This is a genomic window from Flavobacterium sp. RNTU_13 (assembly GCF_046614455.1).
Lineage (GTDB): Bacteria > Bacteroidota > Bacteroidia > Flavobacteriales > Flavobacteriaceae > Flavobacterium.
This window is the reverse complement of sequence record NZ_JBKJHB010000001.1, coordinates 259,541-278,230: the sequence shown is the minus strand read 5'-3', so window position 1 is coordinate 278,230 and position 18,690 is coordinate 259,541. Positions and strand designations below refer to the sequence as shown.

Annotated in this window: 19 protein-coding genes; 8 read left to right on the top strand and 11 right to left on the bottom strand. The window is 41.6% G+C overall.

The window, feature by feature from the left end; translation table 11 throughout:
* Positions 1-35: 35 nt before the first annotated feature.
* The 3 genes from fbaA to ACLI08_RS01225 all read left to right on the top strand — a co-directional run bounded on the left by fbaA (position 36) and on the right by ACLI08_RS01225 (position 2,437).
* On the top strand, positions 36-1,103 hold the full coding sequence (gene fbaA, locus ACLI08_RS01235; RefSeq protein ID WP_411426635.1) for a class II fructose-bisphosphate aldolase: 1,068 nt from the start codon (positions 36-38) through the stop codon (positions 1,101-1,103).
* A 79-nt stretch (positions 1,104-1,182) separates the two neighbouring features.
* Positions 1,183-2,037, top strand: coding sequence for an acetyl-CoA carboxylase, carboxyltransferase subunit beta (gene accD, locus ACLI08_RS01230; RefSeq protein ID WP_411426634.1), 855 nt, complete (start codon positions 1,183-1,185; stop codon positions 2,035-2,037).
* 67 nt (positions 2,038-2,104) lie between these two features.
* The gene (locus ACLI08_RS01225; protein ID WP_411426633.1) at positions 2,105-2,437 is read left to right on the top strand and encodes a hypothetical protein; all 333 of its coding nucleotides are present in this window, start codon (positions 2,105-2,107) and stop codon (positions 2,435-2,437) included.
* Here the strand turns inward: ACLI08_RS01225 and ACLI08_RS01220 are convergent.
* The 9 genes from ACLI08_RS01220 to ACLI08_RS01180 form a co-directional block, all read right to left on the bottom strand.
* Positions 2,434-2,799: a hypothetical protein gene (locus tag ACLI08_RS01220; protein ID WP_411426632.1), complete on the bottom strand. Its 366-nt coding sequence runs from the start codon at positions 2,797-2,799 to the stop codon at positions 2,434-2,436. The genes ACLI08_RS01225 and ACLI08_RS01220 overlap by 4 nt on opposite strands.
* Positions 2,800-2,881: 82 nt before the next feature.
* Positions 2,882-3,385 (bottom strand): hypothetical protein, encoded by a 504-nt coding sequence (locus ACLI08_RS01215; protein ID WP_411426631.1) that lies wholly within the window; start codon positions 3,383-3,385, stop codon positions 2,882-2,884.
* 92 nt (positions 3,386-3,477) lie between these two features.
* Positions 3,478-3,960, bottom strand: a complete 483-nt coding sequence (locus ACLI08_RS01210; protein WP_411427368.1) for a dihydrofolate reductase — start codon at positions 3,958-3,960, stop codon at positions 3,478-3,480.
* 2 nt (positions 3,961-3,962) lie between these two features.
* On the bottom strand, positions 3,963-4,304 hold the full coding sequence (locus ACLI08_RS01205; RefSeq protein WP_411426630.1) for a 2TM domain-containing protein: 342 nt from the start codon (positions 4,302-4,304) through the stop codon (positions 3,963-3,965).
* Positions 4,305-4,374: 70 nt separating this feature from the next.
* The gene (locus ACLI08_RS01200) at positions 4,375-5,199 is read right to left on the bottom strand and encodes a thymidylate synthase (RefSeq protein ID WP_411426629.1); all 825 of its coding nucleotides are present in this window, start codon (positions 5,197-5,199) and stop codon (positions 4,375-4,377) included.
* Positions 5,200-5,404: 205 nt separating this feature from the next.
* Positions 5,405-6,022: a bifunctional nuclease domain-containing protein gene (locus tag ACLI08_RS01195; protein ID WP_411426628.1), complete on the bottom strand. Its 618-nt coding sequence runs from the start codon at positions 6,020-6,022 to the stop codon at positions 5,405-5,407.
* Between the two features lie 92 nt (positions 6,023-6,114).
* A complete protein-coding gene (locus ACLI08_RS01190) occupies positions 6,115-7,083 on the bottom strand; it encodes an electron transfer flavoprotein subunit alpha/FixB family protein (RefSeq protein ID WP_411426627.1) in 969 nt (322 codons plus the stop codon).
* Positions 7,084-7,175: 92 nt separating this feature from the next.
* Positions 7,176-7,922, bottom strand: coding sequence for an electron transfer flavoprotein subunit beta/FixA family protein (locus ACLI08_RS01185; RefSeq protein ID WP_411426626.1), 747 nt, complete (start codon positions 7,920-7,922; stop codon positions 7,176-7,178).
* A gap of 225 nt (positions 7,923-8,147) precedes the next feature.
* Positions 8,148-8,780, bottom strand: coding sequence for a GLPGLI family protein (locus ACLI08_RS01180; protein WP_411426625.1), 633 nt, complete (start codon positions 8,778-8,780; stop codon positions 8,148-8,150).
* 133 nt (positions 8,781-8,913) lie between these two features.
* Between ACLI08_RS01180 and ACLI08_RS01175 the strand changes: the two genes are divergently transcribed.
* The 3 genes from ACLI08_RS01175 (at position 8,914) to ACLI08_RS01165 (ending at position 13,251) form a co-directional block, all read left to right on the top strand.
* Positions 8,914-9,891: a pyruvate dehydrogenase complex E1 component subunit beta gene (locus ACLI08_RS01175; protein ID WP_411426624.1), complete on the top strand. Its 978-nt coding sequence runs from the start codon at positions 8,914-8,916 to the stop codon at positions 9,889-9,891.
* Between the two features lie 155 nt (positions 9,892-10,046).
* Positions 10,047-12,542 carry a DUF5686 family protein gene (locus ACLI08_RS01170; RefSeq protein ID WP_411426623.1) on the top strand — a complete coding sequence of 832 codons (2,496 nt, stop codon included), beginning with the start codon at positions 10,047-10,049 and terminating at the stop codon, positions 12,540-12,542.
* Positions 12,543-12,726: 184 nt separating this feature from the next.
* Positions 12,727-13,251, top strand: a complete 525-nt coding sequence (locus tag ACLI08_RS01165) for an inorganic diphosphatase (RefSeq protein WP_411426622.1) — start codon at positions 12,727-12,729, stop codon at positions 13,249-13,251.
* Positions 13,252-13,328: 77 nt separating this feature from the next.
* On the opposite strand, the gene ACLI08_RS01160 is transcribed toward ACLI08_RS01165, so the two are convergent.
* Together ACLI08_RS01160 and ACLI08_RS01155 are read right to left on the bottom strand one after the other, a co-directional pair.
* On the bottom strand, positions 13,329-13,943 hold the full coding sequence (locus tag ACLI08_RS01160; protein ID WP_411426621.1) for a deoxynucleoside kinase: 615 nt from the start codon (positions 13,941-13,943) through the stop codon (positions 13,329-13,331).
* Positions 13,944-13,948: 5 nt separating this feature from the next.
* Entirely contained in the window at positions 13,949-14,749 is an 801-nt protein-coding gene (locus tag ACLI08_RS01155; protein WP_411427381.1) for a hypothetical protein, read from the bottom strand.
* A 213-nt stretch (positions 14,750-14,962) separates the two neighbouring features.
* Here ACLI08_RS01155 and ACLI08_RS01150 point away from each other — a divergent pair, with 213 nt between their 5' ends.
* Positions 14,963-15,847, top strand: a complete 885-nt coding sequence (locus ACLI08_RS01150; RefSeq protein WP_411426620.1) for a GLPGLI family protein — start codon at positions 14,963-14,965, stop codon at positions 15,845-15,847.
* A 44-nt stretch (positions 15,848-15,891) separates the two neighbouring features.
* Positions 15,892-18,645, top strand: a complete 2,754-nt coding sequence (locus ACLI08_RS01145; protein WP_411426619.1) for a carboxypeptidase regulatory-like domain-containing protein — start codon at positions 15,892-15,894, stop codon at positions 18,643-18,645.
* The last annotated feature ends 45 nt before the right edge of the window (positions 18,646-18,690 follow it).

Here is an 18,690-nt window from a genome sequence, read left to right as displayed (position 1 = left end):
TTTTTGTGAAAGTAATTTTAAAAACCCAATAACTGATGGCTCACAATATTAAGCCCGGTGTTGCTACCGGAGACCAGGTACAGGAGATATTTAAACTTGCCAAAGAAAAAGGCTTTGCACTTCCTGCGGTAAACGTAACAGGTTCTGACACTATTAACGGTGTGCTGGAAACAGCTGCTAAGCTAAATGCCCCTGTAATAATCCAGTTCTCTAACGGCGGTGCCGCATTTAATGCTGGTAAAGGCCTTAGCAACGACGGACAAAAAGCTTCTATACTTGGAGCTATAGCCGGTGCAAAACACATACATACCCTTGCCGAAGCTTACGGTGCTACCGTAATCCTACATACAGACCACTGTGCTAAAAACCTGCTGCCTTGGGTAGACGGACTTCTTGATGCCAGCGAAAAACACTTTGCCGAAACCGGTAAGCCGCTTTTCAGCTCGCACATGCTGGACCTTAGCGAAGAGCCTCTTGAAGAAAACATCGAAATTTCTGCCAAATACCTTGAAAGGATGGCTAAAATGGGTATGACCCTTGAAATAGAACTTGGTATTACAGGTGGAGAAGAAGATGGTGTAGATAACAGCCATGTAGATACTTCTAAACTATATACACAACCGGAAGAAGTAGCACACGTATACGAAGAGCTTAGCAAAGTATCGCCTAAGTTTACTGTAGCGGCTGCTTTTGGTAACGTACACGGTGTATACAAGCCGGGTAACGTAAAACTTACTCCTACTATCCTTAGAGATTCTCAGGCGTATGTAGAGCAGAAATTCGGTACAGAGAAAAACCCTGTAGATTTTGTTTTCCACGGTGGTTCTGGTTCATCTCTTGAGGAAATCAGGGAAGCCATTTCTTATGGTGTTGTAAAAATGAACATAGATACAGACCTTCAGTTTGCATTTACAGAAGGTATCCGTGATTATATGGTAGGTAAAGTAGACTACCTTAAAACACAAATAGGCAGCCCGGACGGCCCTGAGTCTCCTAACAAAAAACACTACGATCCGCGTAAGTGGCTTCGTGAAGGTGAAGTTACCTTTAACAAAAGGCTGGAGCAGGCTTTTGCCGACCTTAATAACGTAAATACACTTTAGTATAATACCCAATACCGGTTATCAGTCGCTTACCTATAGCGATTGATAACCGGTACTTTTTTTAACTTAAAACTACACTATGGCTTGGTTTAAAAGAACGGAAAAAGGAATACAAACCCCTACTGAAAATAAGAGGGATGTGCCTAAAGGGCTTTGGTACAAATCGCCCACCGGAAAGATTGTAGATGCCGATGAGCTGGCCAGGAATTTTTATGTTAGCCCCGAAGATGGCTACCATGTAAGGATAGGAAGTAAAGAATACTTCGAAATCCTTTTTGATGATAATGAATTTACAGAGCTGGATAAAGACATTACCAGTAAAGACAGCCTGAAGTTTGTAGATACTAAAAAATACAGCGACAGGCTAAAAGAGGCTATGGATAAAACCAGGCTAAAAGATGCTGTACGCACTGCTGTGGGTAAGAGTAAAGGCAGGGATTTAGTAATAGCCTGTATGGATTTTGCTTTTATTGGCGGTTCTATGGGTGCTGTTGTGGGCGAAAAAATAGCCCGCGCGGTAGACTACGCCATAAAGAACAAACTGCCATTTATGATGATTTCTAAATCAGGTGGTGCGCGTATGATGGAAGCAGCAGCTTCGTTAATGCAGCTTGCCAAAACCAGCGCAAAACTGGCTCAGCTTGCTGAAGCAGGCTTACCATACATATCACTTTGTACAGACCCTACAACGGGTGGTACTACGGCATCATACGCTATGCTGGGCGACGTAAACATAGCAGAGCCGGGAGCGCTTATTGGTTTTGCAGGGCCACGTGTGGTTAAGGATACTACCGGTAAAGAACTACCTGAAGGTTTCCAAACGGCTGAGTTCTTACTTGAGCACGGTTTTCTTGATTTTATTGTACCAAGAAAAGAACTTAAAGACAAAGTAAACCTTTACCTTGATCTTATCCAAAACGGCGAATTGAGGTAGTAATATCTATAAAGACTAATAATCCCTGCAGCTGTATAGTTTCAGGGATTTTTTATGAATTTTATGTATGATTGAGATTGAAGAAATAAAAAAACGGCTTGCCGATATAGTTTGGTGTGTAGAATATCGTCCTGGCATGGTGTTTTCAAGAAATACATATACGTATGCTGAACTTTCAGCCTACATTAATGGTGTATTTCATGGGATAGAATTTTTTTCTGATGTCTGTATCGGTCCCAATTTTTCTTATTGGATAAACGATAATAAAAAAACACCTGTTGTTTGGGATTCGTTGATTAATAAGAAAGCTGAGAGATTGACTGTAGATCCCTCTCATTTATTAGTCAAAGAGCTAAAACTATTTATTGAAAATGGAAATTTTTCTTCTTTTAATATTTAATCATCATCAAACGACGGGTCTATATATTCCATGGCAAAAACCTGGTAGTGAAAATGCGTTTCAAGCGGGCGGGCATGGTTAGCCTGTTTTAGCTGCATTAGAAGTGCGTTGCGGAATGATTCACTGTCCTGAGTACCTTCGGCAGTATCTGCACCTACAGAGGCGTAGCTCGTAAATTTTTCGGGTATGTTCAGCTTTTCATGTAGGGCGCTGGTCAGTACAAAACCACCTTCGTACATCATTACAATATCGTTAGTCGTAGTGTTTTGTGCAGCGGTAAAAAAAGCATCGGGCACGTAGCCATGGTGCGCTTCTAATTCTTTATCTCCGGGTATGCGGAACAGGGCTTTATAGTGTGGCATTTTCTAAATTTTCTATACAGCAATTTAGCGATTATGAGCAGAGCAGGAAAGCGTTTTTAATTTAAAATGTTTATAGTGGTATTTAGCTTACCCATTCTTTGAATTCATGAAATGTAATGTTTTCTTCAATCAATGTGTTTTCGAATTCTCTAACTTCTTCATACGATTTTTCTACAAGATCATTGGCTGTACACCATATGTTATCTGCGGGGTAATTATAGAGTCCATCCGTAAGTTCAGTAATTATAGCGCTTGTTAGGATAGCAAATCTTGCTTCAAAACTATCTGTTGAGGAATTAAAGTTGAAGCTAATCTGTTTATGACAGTTTTTTAAAATTGCGTCGATTTGTTTCGATTCAAAGTAGCGGTTGTCTTTCCGTTTGCCAATGAGTTTTTGGAAGAAGTTAGGATTTATTAAGGTGCTTGTCTCCTTTGTTAATTCAAAATCGTTTATGTATAGTTCGAAGCCACTAAGTAATTGTTTGTTCTTTAAAAAATTGAATTGGTGTTCATTAAATGTAAACTTAAATGGTAAAAATCCAGAATGATTGTTGAAAGAAAAATTCGGATGGATTTCTACGTCCATGTCAAAACTATTTAACCTTTTTATAAGTGAAGGTATCACGTTGTCAGAGATTGACTTACAATAAACATTTATTTCTACACTCATGGTTTGTTTTACTTCCTCACCCACGTTTCAAACACAAAATCAAACTTGTGCTTTTCGTCTTTATCATGTTGTATACTTTCAGTAAGAGACCATTCTTCTGTATTAATCTCTGGGAAAAAAGCATCTGCTTCTACCGTGGTATGTACACGTGTAAGCTCAATTTTATCCGCTTTTTCAATGCTCTGTTTATAAATTTCGCCACCGCCTATTACAAAAACCTCTTCGTGCTGCGGGCATTCAGCCAAGGCTTCCTCCAGGCTGTTTACAACCGTACAGCCCGGGTAGGTATAATCTTCCTGTCTTGTAATAACTATATTGGTGCGGTTAGGCAAAGGCCCGTTCATGCTTTCAAGCGTTTTTCGGCCCATGATAATGTAGTGCCCGGATGTAAGCTTTTTAAAACGCTTAAAATCGTCGGGCAGATGCCAAACCAGCTGGTTGTCTTTGCCCAGGGCATTATTTTCTGCGGCGGCAGCTATAAGGGTAAGAATCATTACAGGGTAGGGGTGTTAGTGTCGTTATCCAGTTTTTTTTGCAGTTCTTCTATACGGCGTTGCTGCCGGGCTACCAGTTTTTCTATTTGCTCCCGCTCCCAGGTTTTGTTTATAAAGGTTTCGGTAACAAATATTTTAATAAAATGTAGTATAAATACAAAAGCCCACGCTGTTATGCCCCACAGGTACCAGTTGTACTCTGGGTATACTTCCAGCCAGCGGTTTATAATATACAGAAATATACTGCCCACAAAAAACAGCACAAAATGCAGATAAACCAGTTTTTTCTGCTTTACGCGTTTACGCGCATACTCGTATAATTCGTGTTGCGTTTTTTCCATTTTCTTAAAATCGTGTCATTAAAGATAGGAAAAATACTAAATTAAAATGTTATAGAAATGGTAAACCTGCTTACACAGCTACCGCACCCTTAATGTGCGGATGCGGGTCGTAGCCCACCAGGGTAAAGTCTTCAAATGTAAAATCAAAGATGTTTTTAATTTCAGGGTTCAATACCATTTTAGGTAGTGGTCGCGGCTCGCGTGTAAGCTGCAGTTGCAGTTGCTCTATGTGGTTATTGTAAATGTGTGCATCGCCAAAGGTGTGTATAAATTCACCTGCTTCAAGTCCGCATACCTGTGCAATCATCATGGTTAGCAGGGCATACGAGGCAATGTTAAACGGTACTCCAAGGAAAATATCGGCGCTGCGCTGGTACAGTTGGCAGCTCAGTTTTCCGTTTGCTACATAAAACTGGAAAAACGCGTGGCACGGAGGCAGTGCCACCTTACCGTTGGCAACATTCTCCCCAAACGATTTTCCATTTTCCGGCAATACCCCAGGGTTCCATGCGGTAACCAGCATACGGCGACTGTTTGGGTTGTTTTTAAGGGTATCTATAAGTTCGGTAATCTGGTCAATATCCTGCCCGTTCCAGTTACGCCACTGTGCACCGTATACGGGACCCAGGTTGCCATTTTCATCGGCCCATTCGTCCCAAATACGTACACCGTTTTCATTAAGGTAATTAATGTTGGTGTCGCCTTTAAGAAACCACAACAATTCGTATATAATCGACTTCAGGTGAAGTTTTTTTGTGGTAACCAGCGGAAAACCTTCACTTAGGTCAAAACGCATCTGGTAGCCAAAAACGCTTATGGTTCCGGTTCCGGTTCGGTCGCCTTTCTGGTGACCGGTTTCCATTACATGCTTCACAAGGTCGTGGTATTGTTTCATTTGTAGGTTATTCGTTAATGGGGTTATTTGGTTATTCGGGTTTATCGTCAGAACAACTATGATGCAAAAATATATAAATTTTAGACTATGCGAAAAAGAGGTTATCACGGGTTATTCACAAAGCAAAAAAAAACAGCCCGAAAGCTGTTTGTATATTGTTTGCTGAAAGTATACTCATTGTTACATTGCTACATTTTCACATTGATTAACTTTCTCTTTTCGATATTTCGTCGCGGATTTTAGCCGCTTTTTCATAATCTTCGTTTTGCACGGCAGCATCCAGCTGTTCATACAGTTCCTGTACGCTGTATTGCGAAAGGCTATCGGTAGGGGCAGGGTTTTCTGCTGCACCAAAGGTTTCCGGTGTGCTTAGTACATCATCATGATGCTCTTCTCCGGGTTCGGGATTTATTTTTAGGTAAATGCCTGCCTTGTCCAGTATGTTTTTATAGGTAAAAATAGGCGCGCTGAACCGTAATGCCAGTGCTATGGCATCACTCGTACGTGCATCTATAATTTCTTCGATACCATCGCGTTCGCAAATGATACTGCTAAAAAACACACCATCTACCAGTTTGTGAATAATAACCTGCTTCACCACTATGTCAAAACGGTCTGCAAAGTTTTTAAACAAGTCGTGGGTAAGGGGCCTTGGGGGTTTTATTTCTTTTTCAAGGGCAATAGCAATAGACTGGGCTTCAAAAGCACCAATAACAATAGGTAATTTGCGTTCACCGTCTACTTCATTTAATATCAGGGCGTATGCGCCGTTTTGCGTTTGGCTGTACGAAATGCCCTTAATCGTCAGTTTTACTAAGCTCATCTTGGTTTTTTAAACAAAAAATAGGCTATCGGGCAAAGATAATAACTATCCTGTACCTGATAGCCCATTTAGGGGCACAAGTTAAAATAAAATTATGAGTTTTGTGCCTTGAAAGCTTTTATTTTTTCGGTTAGCTTAGGTACAATGTCAAACGCATCGCCCACTACACCGTAATCTGCTACTTTAAAGAAAGGCGCTTCCGGGTCTGCATTTATAACCACTTTTACCTTGCTTGAGTTAATACCTGCAATGTGTTGTATAGCGCCCGAAATACCTACTGCAATGTACAGGTTGCTGGCTACCGGCTTACCGGTTTGGCCAACGTGCTCACTGTGAGGCCTCCAACCAAGGTCTGATACCGGTTTAGAACACGCAGTCGCCGCACCAAGTGCCGCAGCAAGGTCTTCTATTAATCCCCAGTTTTCAGGGCCTTTAAGTCCGCGTCCGCCAGATACCACAATCTCAGCATCAGCTATGGTTACTTTACCGCTTACCTTCTCTGAAGATTCTACTTTTACAGTAAAGTCGGCATCGTTTAATGAAGGTTCAAACGCCTCTTCTGTTAACGAAGCAGGTGACTCTACTAAGCCGAAAGAGTTTTTGGCTACAGCCAATACTTTCACATCAGTGCTAATTTCGGTAACGTTAAACGCCTTGTTAGAAAAAGCGTTTCTCTTAACCTGGAATGGCGACAGGCTTGCAGGTAGTGCTACCACGTTGCTGGCGTAACCCGCATCAAGGCCTACGGCTACAAGCGGTCCTACATAAAGGCTGTCTGTGTTGCTTGAGAAAAGTACAATTTTAGCACTTTCTTTTTGTGCTGCCTGCTTTACCGCATCGGCATAGGCTTTTGCGTTAAATGCTTTTAGTTTATCTGAAGTTACTTTAAGTACCTTGTCTACGCCATATTTTGCAAGCGCCTGGCTGTCATCTGCGTTGATGGTAATTGCAGTGACAGTCGTGCCAGTTTCTCCGGCTATTTTTTTAGCGTAAGAAGCAAGCTCAAACGCTGTCTTTTTAAATTTTCCTTCTGCCGATTCGGCATATATAAGTATTGACATTTTTCTAATTTTTTAATGGTTTAATGTATCGATGTACCAATTTTGCTTTCGCAATGTAAATTGCTACATTACCTCATTGAATAATTGTTACATTAAATAACCTTCGCCTCGGTGTGAAGTAAGTTTACAAGCTCATCAAGGTTGTCAGGGCTTATCAGCTTCACGGCTGATTTAGGCGCAGGTTTTTCAAACTTCACAGCTTTTGTTTTAGCGTCAGCGCCTACCGGCTCAAGTATGGTAAGGGCTTTTGTACGGGCTGCCATAATACCGCGCATGTTAGGTATTTTCAGGTCTTTTTCTTCCACAAGTCCTTTTTGTCCGGCTATTACAAGCGGAAGCTTGGCGCTAAGGGTTTCTTTACCGCCGTCTATTTCGCGTACCGCTTTAACATCGCTACCTGTTACTTCAAGGTTAATACATCCGTTTACAAAATCGTAACCCAGTAGCCCGGCAAGCATGCCCGGTACCATGCCGCCGTTATAGTCCAGCGACTCTTTTCCGGCAATTACAAGGTCGTATCCGCCGTTTTTTACTACTTCTGCAAGTTGTTTTGCAACAAAGAAACCATCTGTAGGGGCTGCGTTTACACGAATGGCCTCGTCAGCACCTATGGCAAGTGCTTTACGCAGTGTGGCTTCGGCGTCTGCACCACCCACATTTACCACGGTTACATTAGCACCCGCTTGTTCTTTAAACCAAATGGCACGTGTAAGGCCAAACTCGTCGTTAGGGTTTATTACAAACTGAACACCGGCAGTGTCAAACTCGCTGTCGCCGTTTGTAAAGTTGATTTTTGCAGTAGTATCAGGCACGTGGCTGATGCAAACTAATATTTTCATTATGTATTGGAATTATAACGTTTGAAATTTTTGCTTAACACGAAGTTAAGAAAAATATCCGAATAAAAAACTATGCATGCATATTAAATATCATTTTAGCGAAAATTCCATATAAAAAATGATATTGATTTAAAATCTGTGTAGTTTTTCAGGGTTCTGTTATTTTTTGTTTATTAAATTCAGTGATCTGTTAAGTGAGGTTCAAATTAAAATACGTCTTTTTTCTCATTTTTGGTGTACCTCTATGCAGGCTGCTGTAGTTTCGTAGTAAGGGCCTGTAGTAACTTTTAGTATAAGCCCGGGCAGCCCGTGGTATTTCAGTGGGCCATCGGGCACTTTGATTTGTTTTGTAAACCAAGCGGTTATGGTTACCTCGTTATATACGCAGGTAGCTTTGAAGCAGGTGTAGCCTAAAATAGTCTGGCGCTCTTTATTGATTTTCCACGCATACTTGTTTAGTGTTTCCTGTTGTGCATGGCTGCCCTTACTGTCTGTAGTGGTAACATACATGGTGCGTTTTTGCAGGTCTTTATAAATGCATTCTTTTGATGGAAAATCTATAACGTCTTTTATGGGCTGAGGGTCATTTTCGGTTATTATAGTTGCGGTGGTTTTACCCGGGCCTTTTATAAGGGTAAAGTATGATTTTTGGTTTGCGTAGCTGTATGCATATAGAAATGGAGGCACCTTTACGTTGTAGGCTTTTGATGAGGTAAGTGTGTTGTTTTGGTGTTCATTAATCTGTATGGCTTTATAAACCGTTACATACTCGGCATAGATGTTTTGTGCAATGCAGGTGCTGTTAAAAAGCACAATGCAGTATATCAGTAAAAAACGCGAAAAGGTTTTCGTAGCCAAGGCAGTGTTTTTTTAGAGGCAGTTAGCAGGGCTAAGGTACTTTTTAATAGTATTATTACGTGTGAAAAATAGCTGAAAATAATTTTAAATCTTTATTTTTGCGTTTCATTTAACACACGCGAAAAATTTTTACATGAGAACAATACAATTCAGGGAGGCAATTGCTGAGGCGATGAGCGAGGAAATGCGCCGCGACGAGGCCATCTACCTAATGGGTGAGGAAGTTGCCGAATACAACGGAGCGTACAAAGCTTCTAAAGGTATGCTTGACGAGTTTGGCCCTAAAAGGGTTATAGACACGCCGATTGCCGAGCTTGGATTTGCCGGTATAGCAGTAGGTAGTGCCATGAACGGTAACAGGCCTATTGTTGAATTCATGACATTTAACTTCGCTCTTGTTGGTATTGACCAGATTATAAATAATGCTGCCAAAATACGCCAAATGAGTGCCGGCCAGTTTAACTGCCCTATAGTGTTCCGTGGCCCTACGGCTTCTGCCGGTCAGCTTGCCGCTACACACAGCCAGGCTTTTGAAAACTGGTATGCTAATACTCCGGGTCTTAAAGTGGTAGTTCCTTCAAACGTATACGACGCTAAAGGCCTTCTTAAATCGGCAATTCGTGATAACGACCCTGTAATATTTATGGAGTCTGAGCAAATGTATGGCGATAAAGGTGAGGTGCCTGAAGGTGAATACACCATTCCGCTTGGCGTAGCCGATGTAAAACGTGAAGGTACAGATGTAACTATTGTATCTTTTGGTAAAATACTTAAAGAGGCCTTTATAGCTGCAGATGAACTTGCAAAAGAAAACATCAGCGTAGAAATTATAGATCTTCGTACGGTGCGTCCTATGGACCATGCTACAATACTGGAGTCGGTTAAGAAAACAAACAGGCTTGTTATCCTTGAGGAAGCATGGCCGTTTGGTTCTGTAGCTTCAGAGATTACTTACATTGTACAGGAACGTGCTTTTGATTATCTTGATGCGCCTATACAGCGTATTACTACTGCCGATACTCCTGCGCCATACTCTCCGGTATTGCTTAAAGAATGGTTACCAAACGCCGGTGATGTAGTAAAAGCGGTGAAAAAAGTAATGTACAAATAGAGAATTTGTTAATTTGTTGATTCCTTGATTGAGAAATCTGTAAGGTGGTGTATTTAACGGCATTTTGAGATTTTTAAATCCGATAGTTTTCAAATTATTACCCTATATTTGAACCTCATCATAATAAATGATGAGGTTTTTTGTTTTAACCCAGTATGAAAAGAAAGTTACTGTTTGCCCTAGGGTGTTTTATTATATTTTGCGCGGCTGCTTTGGCACAAACCAAAGTAAGCGGAACCATTGTAGATAACGCAGACCAACCCCTGCCTTATGTAAATGTGTATTTTAAAGGGACTAACGAAGGTGTTATTACCGACGAAAACGGTAAGTTTTACCTGGAGTCGGTTAATCCTTATACCGAACTGCTCGTGTCTTTTGTAGGCTTTGCATCTAAACAGGTGCACCTAACTGCAGCGGTTACCTATAATCTTAAAATAAAACTCTCTGATGCTACAGAACTTGCTGAGGTAAAGCTTTATGCCGGTAAAACATCTAAGAAAAATAACCCAGCCATAGATATACTGCGTAAAATATGGAGCAGGCGCCGTAAAAACGGGCTGCACATGTTTAAGCAATACCAGTATGATAAATATGAAAAAGTAGAGTTTGACCTGAATAATATAGACAGCGCCATGACCAAGAGCAAGGTGTTTAAGGGCATGGAGTTTATATTTCAGCATGTAGATACAAGCAGTGTTACGGGTAAAAGTTACCTGCCTATATTTATAAACGAAGCGCTGAGTAAAGTATATGGAGATAACAAGTTGGGTCGTAAAAAAGAGATACCGCTTGCAGCGCGTAACTCGGGCTTTAGCGGTAACCAGCAAATCACCGCATTTATTAAAGACCTATATGCCGAATACGACATTTACAACAACTATCTTAAGTTTTTTGACAAGGACTTTGTAAGCCCATTATCTCGCACCGGTATTAATGTGTACAACTATGTGCTGGCCGATACTGCGGTAGTAGATAATAAGTATTGTTATAATATAGTGTTTTACCCGCGCCGTAAGGGTGAGCTTACCTTTAAAGGTAACTTTTGGGTAAACGATACCACTTTTGCCATTAAAAAAATAGCCATGAGCGCCAGTCGTGGAGCTAATATTAACTGGGTAAAAGATATTTACATAGAACAGGAGTTTGATGTGCTTAACGACTCTGTTTTCCTCCTGAAGCGCGATCATATGATGAGCGACTTTGCCCTGCGTAAAAAGGACGAGTCGAAAGGAGTTTATGGTAAGCGTACTACACTGTACCGCGATTACGTATTTAATAAAGAGCTGGAAAGCGAATTTTATAACAAAGAGGTTAACGCCTACAACGACTCTATAAACTACAAGAGCGATGAGTTCTGGGAAGAAAACCGCTTTGAATCGTTAAATAAAGACGAAAAAGGGGTGTACAAAATGCTGGACACGCTTAAAACTATACCGAAGTTTAAGCATATGTACGACCTGGTGGCCACACTGGGCAGCGGGTATTACCAAATGGGTAAGTTTGACTACGGTCCCATATTTTCTACCTTTGGTTTTAACAGCGTGGAAGGCTGGAGGCTGCGTACCGGTGGGCGTACTTACTTTGGTCCTAACGACCCCTGGAGGCTGGAAGGCTATACCGCTTACGGTTTTAAAGACGATAAGTTTAAATACGGCATAAGCGGTAAATGGATGGTAGATAAGCGTAACCGTATAATATTGCATGCCGGTAACCGCCGCGATATAGAGCAAATAGGGGTAAGCCTTACAGCTACTAACGATGTACTGGGGCGTAGCTTTGCGTCGTCATCATTATTTTCAAGTGGTAACAACAACAAACTTACATCGGTTAACTTTACTACGTTTAGCGCCGAGATAGAGCCGTTTAAAAATTTTGTACTGAAGGGTAATGTTAACTACCGTACCCTTCGCAGCGCAGATCCTACAGCGTTTCAGCTGGATTACTGGCGCGATCCTAATGATCATTCTAAAGGCAGCGTAGGGCATATTCAGCAGTACGAATATGGCTTCCTGGCCGACTATACCCCAGGCAGGCGTACCATAGGTTACGGCGTGGAGCGCAGCGATGTAGATTTTAACTACGCGCGCCTGTTCCTTAATTATACCCATGGTATTAACGGCGCTACAAAAAGCGACTTTAATTATGATAAACTGCAGTTTTACTACCGTCAGCCAATATTGGTTGGTGGATTCGGCAGGTTGTTTACCACGTTTGAAGCAGGTAAAATTTTTGGTACGGTGCCGCTTGGGCTTATGGGCGTAATTCCGGGTAACCAAAGCTGGTTTAGCATAGAAAACACATATAACCTGCTTAACTATTATGAGTTTCTGGCAGACGAATATGTTTCCCTTCACTTAGAGCATAATTTTAACGGACGTCTGTTTAGTCGCATACCGGGCATTCGCGACCTTAACCTGCGGGAGATTGTGGGTATTAAAGGTGTTTACGGTACCATTACCGATGCTAACCGTGCCCTTAATGCCAGCAACGTTATATACCGCGCACCCGAAGATGTATACTGGGAGTATCATGCGGGTATAGGAAATATATTTAAGGTGTTCCGTATAGACTTTGCATGGAGGGGTAATTACTTAACCCTGCCCGATGCTAATAAGTTTGTAATCAAAGGCTCGTTTGGATTCTATTTTTAACAGGCAAACTTACAAAACAGGTTTTATCCGCGCGGATGGGTGTGTGGTAATGTAACTTACTGTCTAAATTTGTGTTATCAGGATGTAAAGAGGTTAATTTCCTGCGTAATTTTTACCAAATCACATTTGTTAATACTTTTTTTATAGTATTTTTGCCCCGCGTAATAAAAAAACAGAAAAAACAATGTCAGCAACAAAAACATTCGACGTTCTTATTGAGATACCTAGGGGTAGCAGGAACAAATATGAGTATGATTTTGATATGAAAAGGATCCGTTTTGACAGGATGCTTTACTCTTCAATGATGTATCCGGCTGATTACGGTTTTATACCGGAAACCCTTGCCCTTGACGGCGATCCGCTAGACGTGCTTGTGTGGTTTACTGAGCCTACTTTCCCTGGTTGTGTAGCTGAGGTTAAGCCTATAGGTGTGTTTTATATGGCAGATGACAAAGGCGATGATGAAAAAATCATCTGTGTACCAGTGTCTGACCCAATTGCTTGTAAGATGAACGACCTTAGCGATGTAAATGAGCATTTTAAGAAAGAGGTAGAACACTTCTTCCAGGTATATAAAGATCTTGAAAACAAAAAAGTTGAAGTGCGTGGCTGGGGTAACCTTGCTGATGCTGAAAAGCTTATTGCCGAGTGTACTGAGCGCTTTAACAGCAAAGCTGACAAGCCTGAAGGCCTTTTCAGCATTAAATAATTAATCTTAGTTGCAAGTTCAAATAAAAACAGCGCCCAAAAGCGCTGTTTTTTTATAGTACTATGTAAAAGGTTGTATTAAAACAAACCGTTAAGTTCTGCATTAATACGGTTTATAATGTCGCCCAGGTCTTCAGGGTTACTTACAAAATCTATATTATCTACATCTATTATCAGCAGGCGGCCCTTGTCGTATCCCTGAATCCATGCTTCATAGCGCTCGTTAAGGCGGCTAAGGTACTCTATGCTTATGGTGTTTTCATAATCACGTCCGCGTTTATGTATTTGTTTTACCAGGTTTGGTATACTGCTGCGCAGGTATATAAGCAGGTCAGGCGCACCTACAAAACCTTCCATAAGTTCAAAAAGCGATTTATAGTTGCTAAAATCACGGTTGCTCATAAGCCCCATGGCATGCAGGTTAGGCGCAAAAATATGAGAGTCTTCATATATGGTGCGGTCCTGGATAATGTTTTTGCCGCTTTCGCGAAACTGTAGTATCTGGCTGAAACGCGAGTTTAAAAAGTAGATTTGAAGGTTAAAAGACCAGCGTTCCATCTGGTGGTAAAAGTCATCCAGATAAGGGTTGTCTACTACGTCTTCATAGTGGGGTTCCCACTTAAAATGTTTGGCCAACAGGCCGGTAAGGGTTGTTTTTCCGGCACCTATGTTGCCTGCTACAGCTATATGCATAGTGTTTATTCTCTGGGTAAACTTAGTTTGTACTGTATAATTTCGCTGTTGGTAAAAATACTTAAAATTCCTTCTTTATAATAGAATGCCGTAAACGATTTTTCAACGATTGATACCGGTGTAGCCTTGCGTGTGGCTAAGTTGTATTGTACAAGCGTATTACCCTGTTGTAGCAGCAGTGTATTTGCCGCTATGAGTTGCGCATTATTAAACCCAGGCAAAGTACCTCCCGAAGTAACACTACCAAAAAGGTTCAGCGTATAAAACGCGCCCGATGCATCTGTCCAATAAAAATAATTGTAGTCATTTTGGTACCAGGTTAAGCCGCTGTTACTTGGTGGGGTAAGCGTGCGGTAGCTACTTTTTTTAAGATCAAACAATCCGGTTTGCTGTGTGGTTACATCATACACCCACAGGCGGTTTTGCGATGCCAGGCCCACTGCATCGGCCATTAGTGGCGGCGTAGTTTCATTAAAGTTAACAACGCCCGTTTCGTTAAGCTGGTTATCCAGTAAAACCACTGTATTAAACTTTTTGTAGAACAGCACTATTTGCAACGGGTTTTGTAAGTCGGCACGGGTTATTTCGCCCAGTGCTACATTACGGTATTTGTACGCCTTATCATCCTTTACTTTCCTGAATTCATTATCGGCAACTACGTACTCCCAACCAAAGGCATCGGTGCCTATAAAGCGTTGTGCGGTAGCTTTCGGCGTAGCCATAATGCGCACTGGCAGTAACGCTTCCTGAGCGGTAGCATGCAGCGAAGCGAAAAGTAGTACTAACAGCGTTAAATATCGTATCATTTTTTAAAACTCAGCTATTGCCGTAAAAGTACAAAAAATACTAAGGGCGGATAGTAACAGAGTGTTCATTGGTTAAAATGTGCCGCCCACTTGCTTTTTTAGGTAAAGTGTAGGTAAAACGTATCATATTAGCGGTAAAAACAATGCAAACCCATGTAACCAAAAGGCTTGTTTGTAGTCTTATGAATGTAAACATTGAATCCTCATTTTAATATGAAAAAAATTTTAACCCTTATAGCCGTTGTAAGCACTTTTGTAGCATCGGCGCAGCAGTTTCAGGGCGTTGCTACTTACGAATCTAAAACAGGTGTACCTGACTTACCACGCGGCGACCGCAACATAACCCCTGAAATGGAAAAACAGTTTAAAGAGCGCATGAAAAAAGCGCTCGAAAAAACCTATGTACTGGTTTTTAACCGCAGTGAAAGTACCTATAAAGAAGAAGAAAAGCTTGATGCACCCGGCGATAACGGTGGCATGCGCATGATGGCCAGTTTTATGGGCGGTGGTGGCATCCATTATAAAGATGTAAAAGAAAAACGCTTTTTGTTTGAGAAAGAAGTTTTCGGGAAGGAGTTCCTTATAGACGATACGCTGCCTAAGATTAAATGGAAAATGGAAGCCGAAACCAAGAAAGTAGGCGATTATACCTGTTACAAAGCTACTGCGGTGGTTCCGGTAGATAAATCAGATTTTAGGAACCTACGCCCTAAAAAGCAGGATGCTACTAAAACAGACGATGCTAAAAAGGCCGACGAACAGAAGGCAAATAACCGTACTAATTTTATGGACAGCATGGAAATGCCTAAGGAAACTACCATAACGGCATGGTACACCCCCGACATTCCGGTAAGTACAGGGCCGTCTAACTACTGGGGGCTTCCCGGGTTAATATTAGAGGTTAGCGATGGGAAAACAACCATTTTGTGTAGTAAGATAGTACTTAACCCTAAAGAGAAATCCGAGATTAAAAAACCTAACAAAGGCAGCCGCGTTACACAAGCGCAGTACGAAGAAACGGTAGCTAAGAAAATGGAAGAAATACGCCAGATGGGCGGTCCGGGCGGCCCTGGTGGTGGCAGGCCTCCGCGTATGTAAGCAGCCGTAATTACACAAAATCGTATTTATTATTACTTTCCCAAATGAAAAAAATACTACTTGGGCTGTTACTGCTGTTTTCGGCGGTGGGCTTTTCCCAAACCATAAAATTTGAAGGTGTTATAAAAGACTCCACCGGTGTAGCATTGGAAATGGCTAACATAATGGCGGTTAATAAGACTAACAATACCATGGAGTCTTACGCTATTACTGATGATAAAGGGCGCTTCTCACTAACCCTTAAACCTAATACCAACTATGGTATTAAGGCAAGTTATATAGGGTACAATACGTACGAGGAAGCCCTTACTACCACATCGGCTAATGTTACCAGAAATATTACCATGCAGGCCGGTATTGAGTTGAAAGAACTTGAAATTGTACACGAAATGCCCGTAACTGTAAAAGGTGATACGCTGGTGTATAACTCTGATTCGTTTACAAACGGTACAGAGCGTAAGCTGGAAGATGTACTAAAAAAACTGCCCGGGGTAGAGGTAGATACCGATGGTAATGTGAAGGTGGAGGGTAAAACCGTAACTAAGCTCATGGTAGAAGGCAAGGATTTTTTTGATGGCGATACCAAGCTGGGCGTAAAAAACATTCCGGCAGATGCGCTGGATAAAGTAGAGGTGCTGCGTAATTATAACGAGGTGGGCCAAATGAAAGGCTTGGTTAACAACGAAGAAAACGTAGCCATGAACATTAAACTAAAAGAAGGTAAAAAGAACTTTTGGTTTGGCGACCTTACCGCCGGTGGGGGTACCGGCGATGGCGCACGTTACATTTTAAACCCGAAGCTTTTTTACTACAGCCCGCTGTACAGTGTTAACCTTATAGGTAATTTTAACAACACCGGCGAGCTTCCGCTTACCATGCAGGATTATTTTAAAATGACCGGCGGTTTCCGTAATGTAATGAAAAAGGGAGGTACTAACTTCAACGTGAGTTCTAACAATCTTGGCGTTTCGCTACTGCGTAATAATAGGGCTAAGAGCATTGAGACTAAGTTTGGCGCGGCTAACTTTAGCTATAACCCTACCAAGACGTGGAACCTGAGCGGGTTTGCAATAATAAACTCGGGTAGGAATGAACTGCAAACCCAAAGCCGGAATACCATATTAGATCCTGTAACGCGCGAAACACAAACCGTACAGGAAACTAAAGAACGTACACTGCAACGCAGCGACTTTAGTGTAATAAAACTAAGCTCTAGCTATAAGCCAAGTACACGTTTTCAGTTTGATTACGACTCCTTCTTTAAGGTGTCAAAGCAAGGGGAAGATACTGATCTTATGAGTACCGTGAGTCCGCAAACGGCACAAAGCCAGGATATTTATACCAGTAAAAACCAAAAGCCTTTTTCGTTTAACCAAAACCTGAACCTGTATTATACAGCAAACGATAAAAATGTGTTCTCTTTTGAAGGGCAACACCTTTACCAGCAGGAAGACCCATTCTACAAAGCCATACTTGAGTACAATCCGTTCCCGGACAGTGCTACAGGAGACAGCAGTATGAACCTTGGCCTTGCTGATGGAAGCCAGTACAACCTAAACCAGAAGCAACTTATTATTACTAATAAAACAGACGCAAAGGCAGACTGGTATTATTTGGTTACACCTAAGGCAAACATCAATGTTACCCTTGGCGATACGTATTCGTACCAGCAGTTTAACAGTAACCTTTTTCAAGTCTTGGATTCGGGGGCTACAGACAACCTCGATGCAAACAGTAAAAATAATGTTCGCTACAGCTTTAACGATGTGTTCCTGGGGCTGCATTACAAGTTTATTTTGGGGAAATTTACATTTAATCCGGGGGTAAGCCTTCACAGCTTTTATATGAACAACGAGCAGCTGGGTGCATCTGTCAACCAAACTTTTTACCGCGCGCTGCCCGACGTATACGCCCTATACCAGATAAAAAAATCAGAGCGCCTGTTATATACCTATACCATGACCAATGAGTTTAGCGATATAAGTAAGTACGCCCGCGGCCTGGTGCTTAATAATTACAGTTCGCTTTTTAGGGGTAACCGTAATTTGGAGAGTGCTACGTATCAAACCCATAACCTAAACTATTTTAGGTATGTAATGTTTAACTTCACCCAGATTTTTGCCAACCTAAGTTACAGCCGTAAGGCCAACGACGTAAAAACGCTGGCATCTTACAACGGTATTAACCAGGTTAGTACGGTGGAGAACTCTAACTTTGCCGATGAAATTATAAGTGGTATGGCGGGCTATAACCGTACCTTTGCCCGTTTTTATAAAGCATCGGTAAACGCTAACTTAAGCTGGAACCGCTACAACAACTTCAGGGCAGATAATACTATTCAGGCTGAGGTAACCATGGCAAATGCATTGCGCCAGGTAACCGAGCAGTTTACACAAAGCTATACTACAAGCCTGGGGACGATTTTTAAAGAATGGCCAAACCTGGAATTGGGGTATTCGGTTAACATAAACAGCTATACCGGTAATAGAACCTATACCCACAGCCCTTACGCACGCATGGATTACCTGTTGTTTAACGCGGTTACCCTTACGGCAGATTATACCTATAACCATTACTACAACAACACCCGCACCAGCGATAACGAATATGATTTTCTTAATGCCAGTGCCATGTACCTTACAAAAAACAAGTTGTGGGAGTTTAAGGTTAGCGGTACCAACCTGCTAAACACTACATCGTTAAACGATGACAGCTTTAACCAGTTTAGTACGCGTATATCGCGCTACAGGGTACAGCCGCGCTATCTTTTATTTAGTGTAAAATACAATATCCTATAGCATTGCTGTGTTTTATTAGTATTTTTGCGTAAAACAATTAGGTAC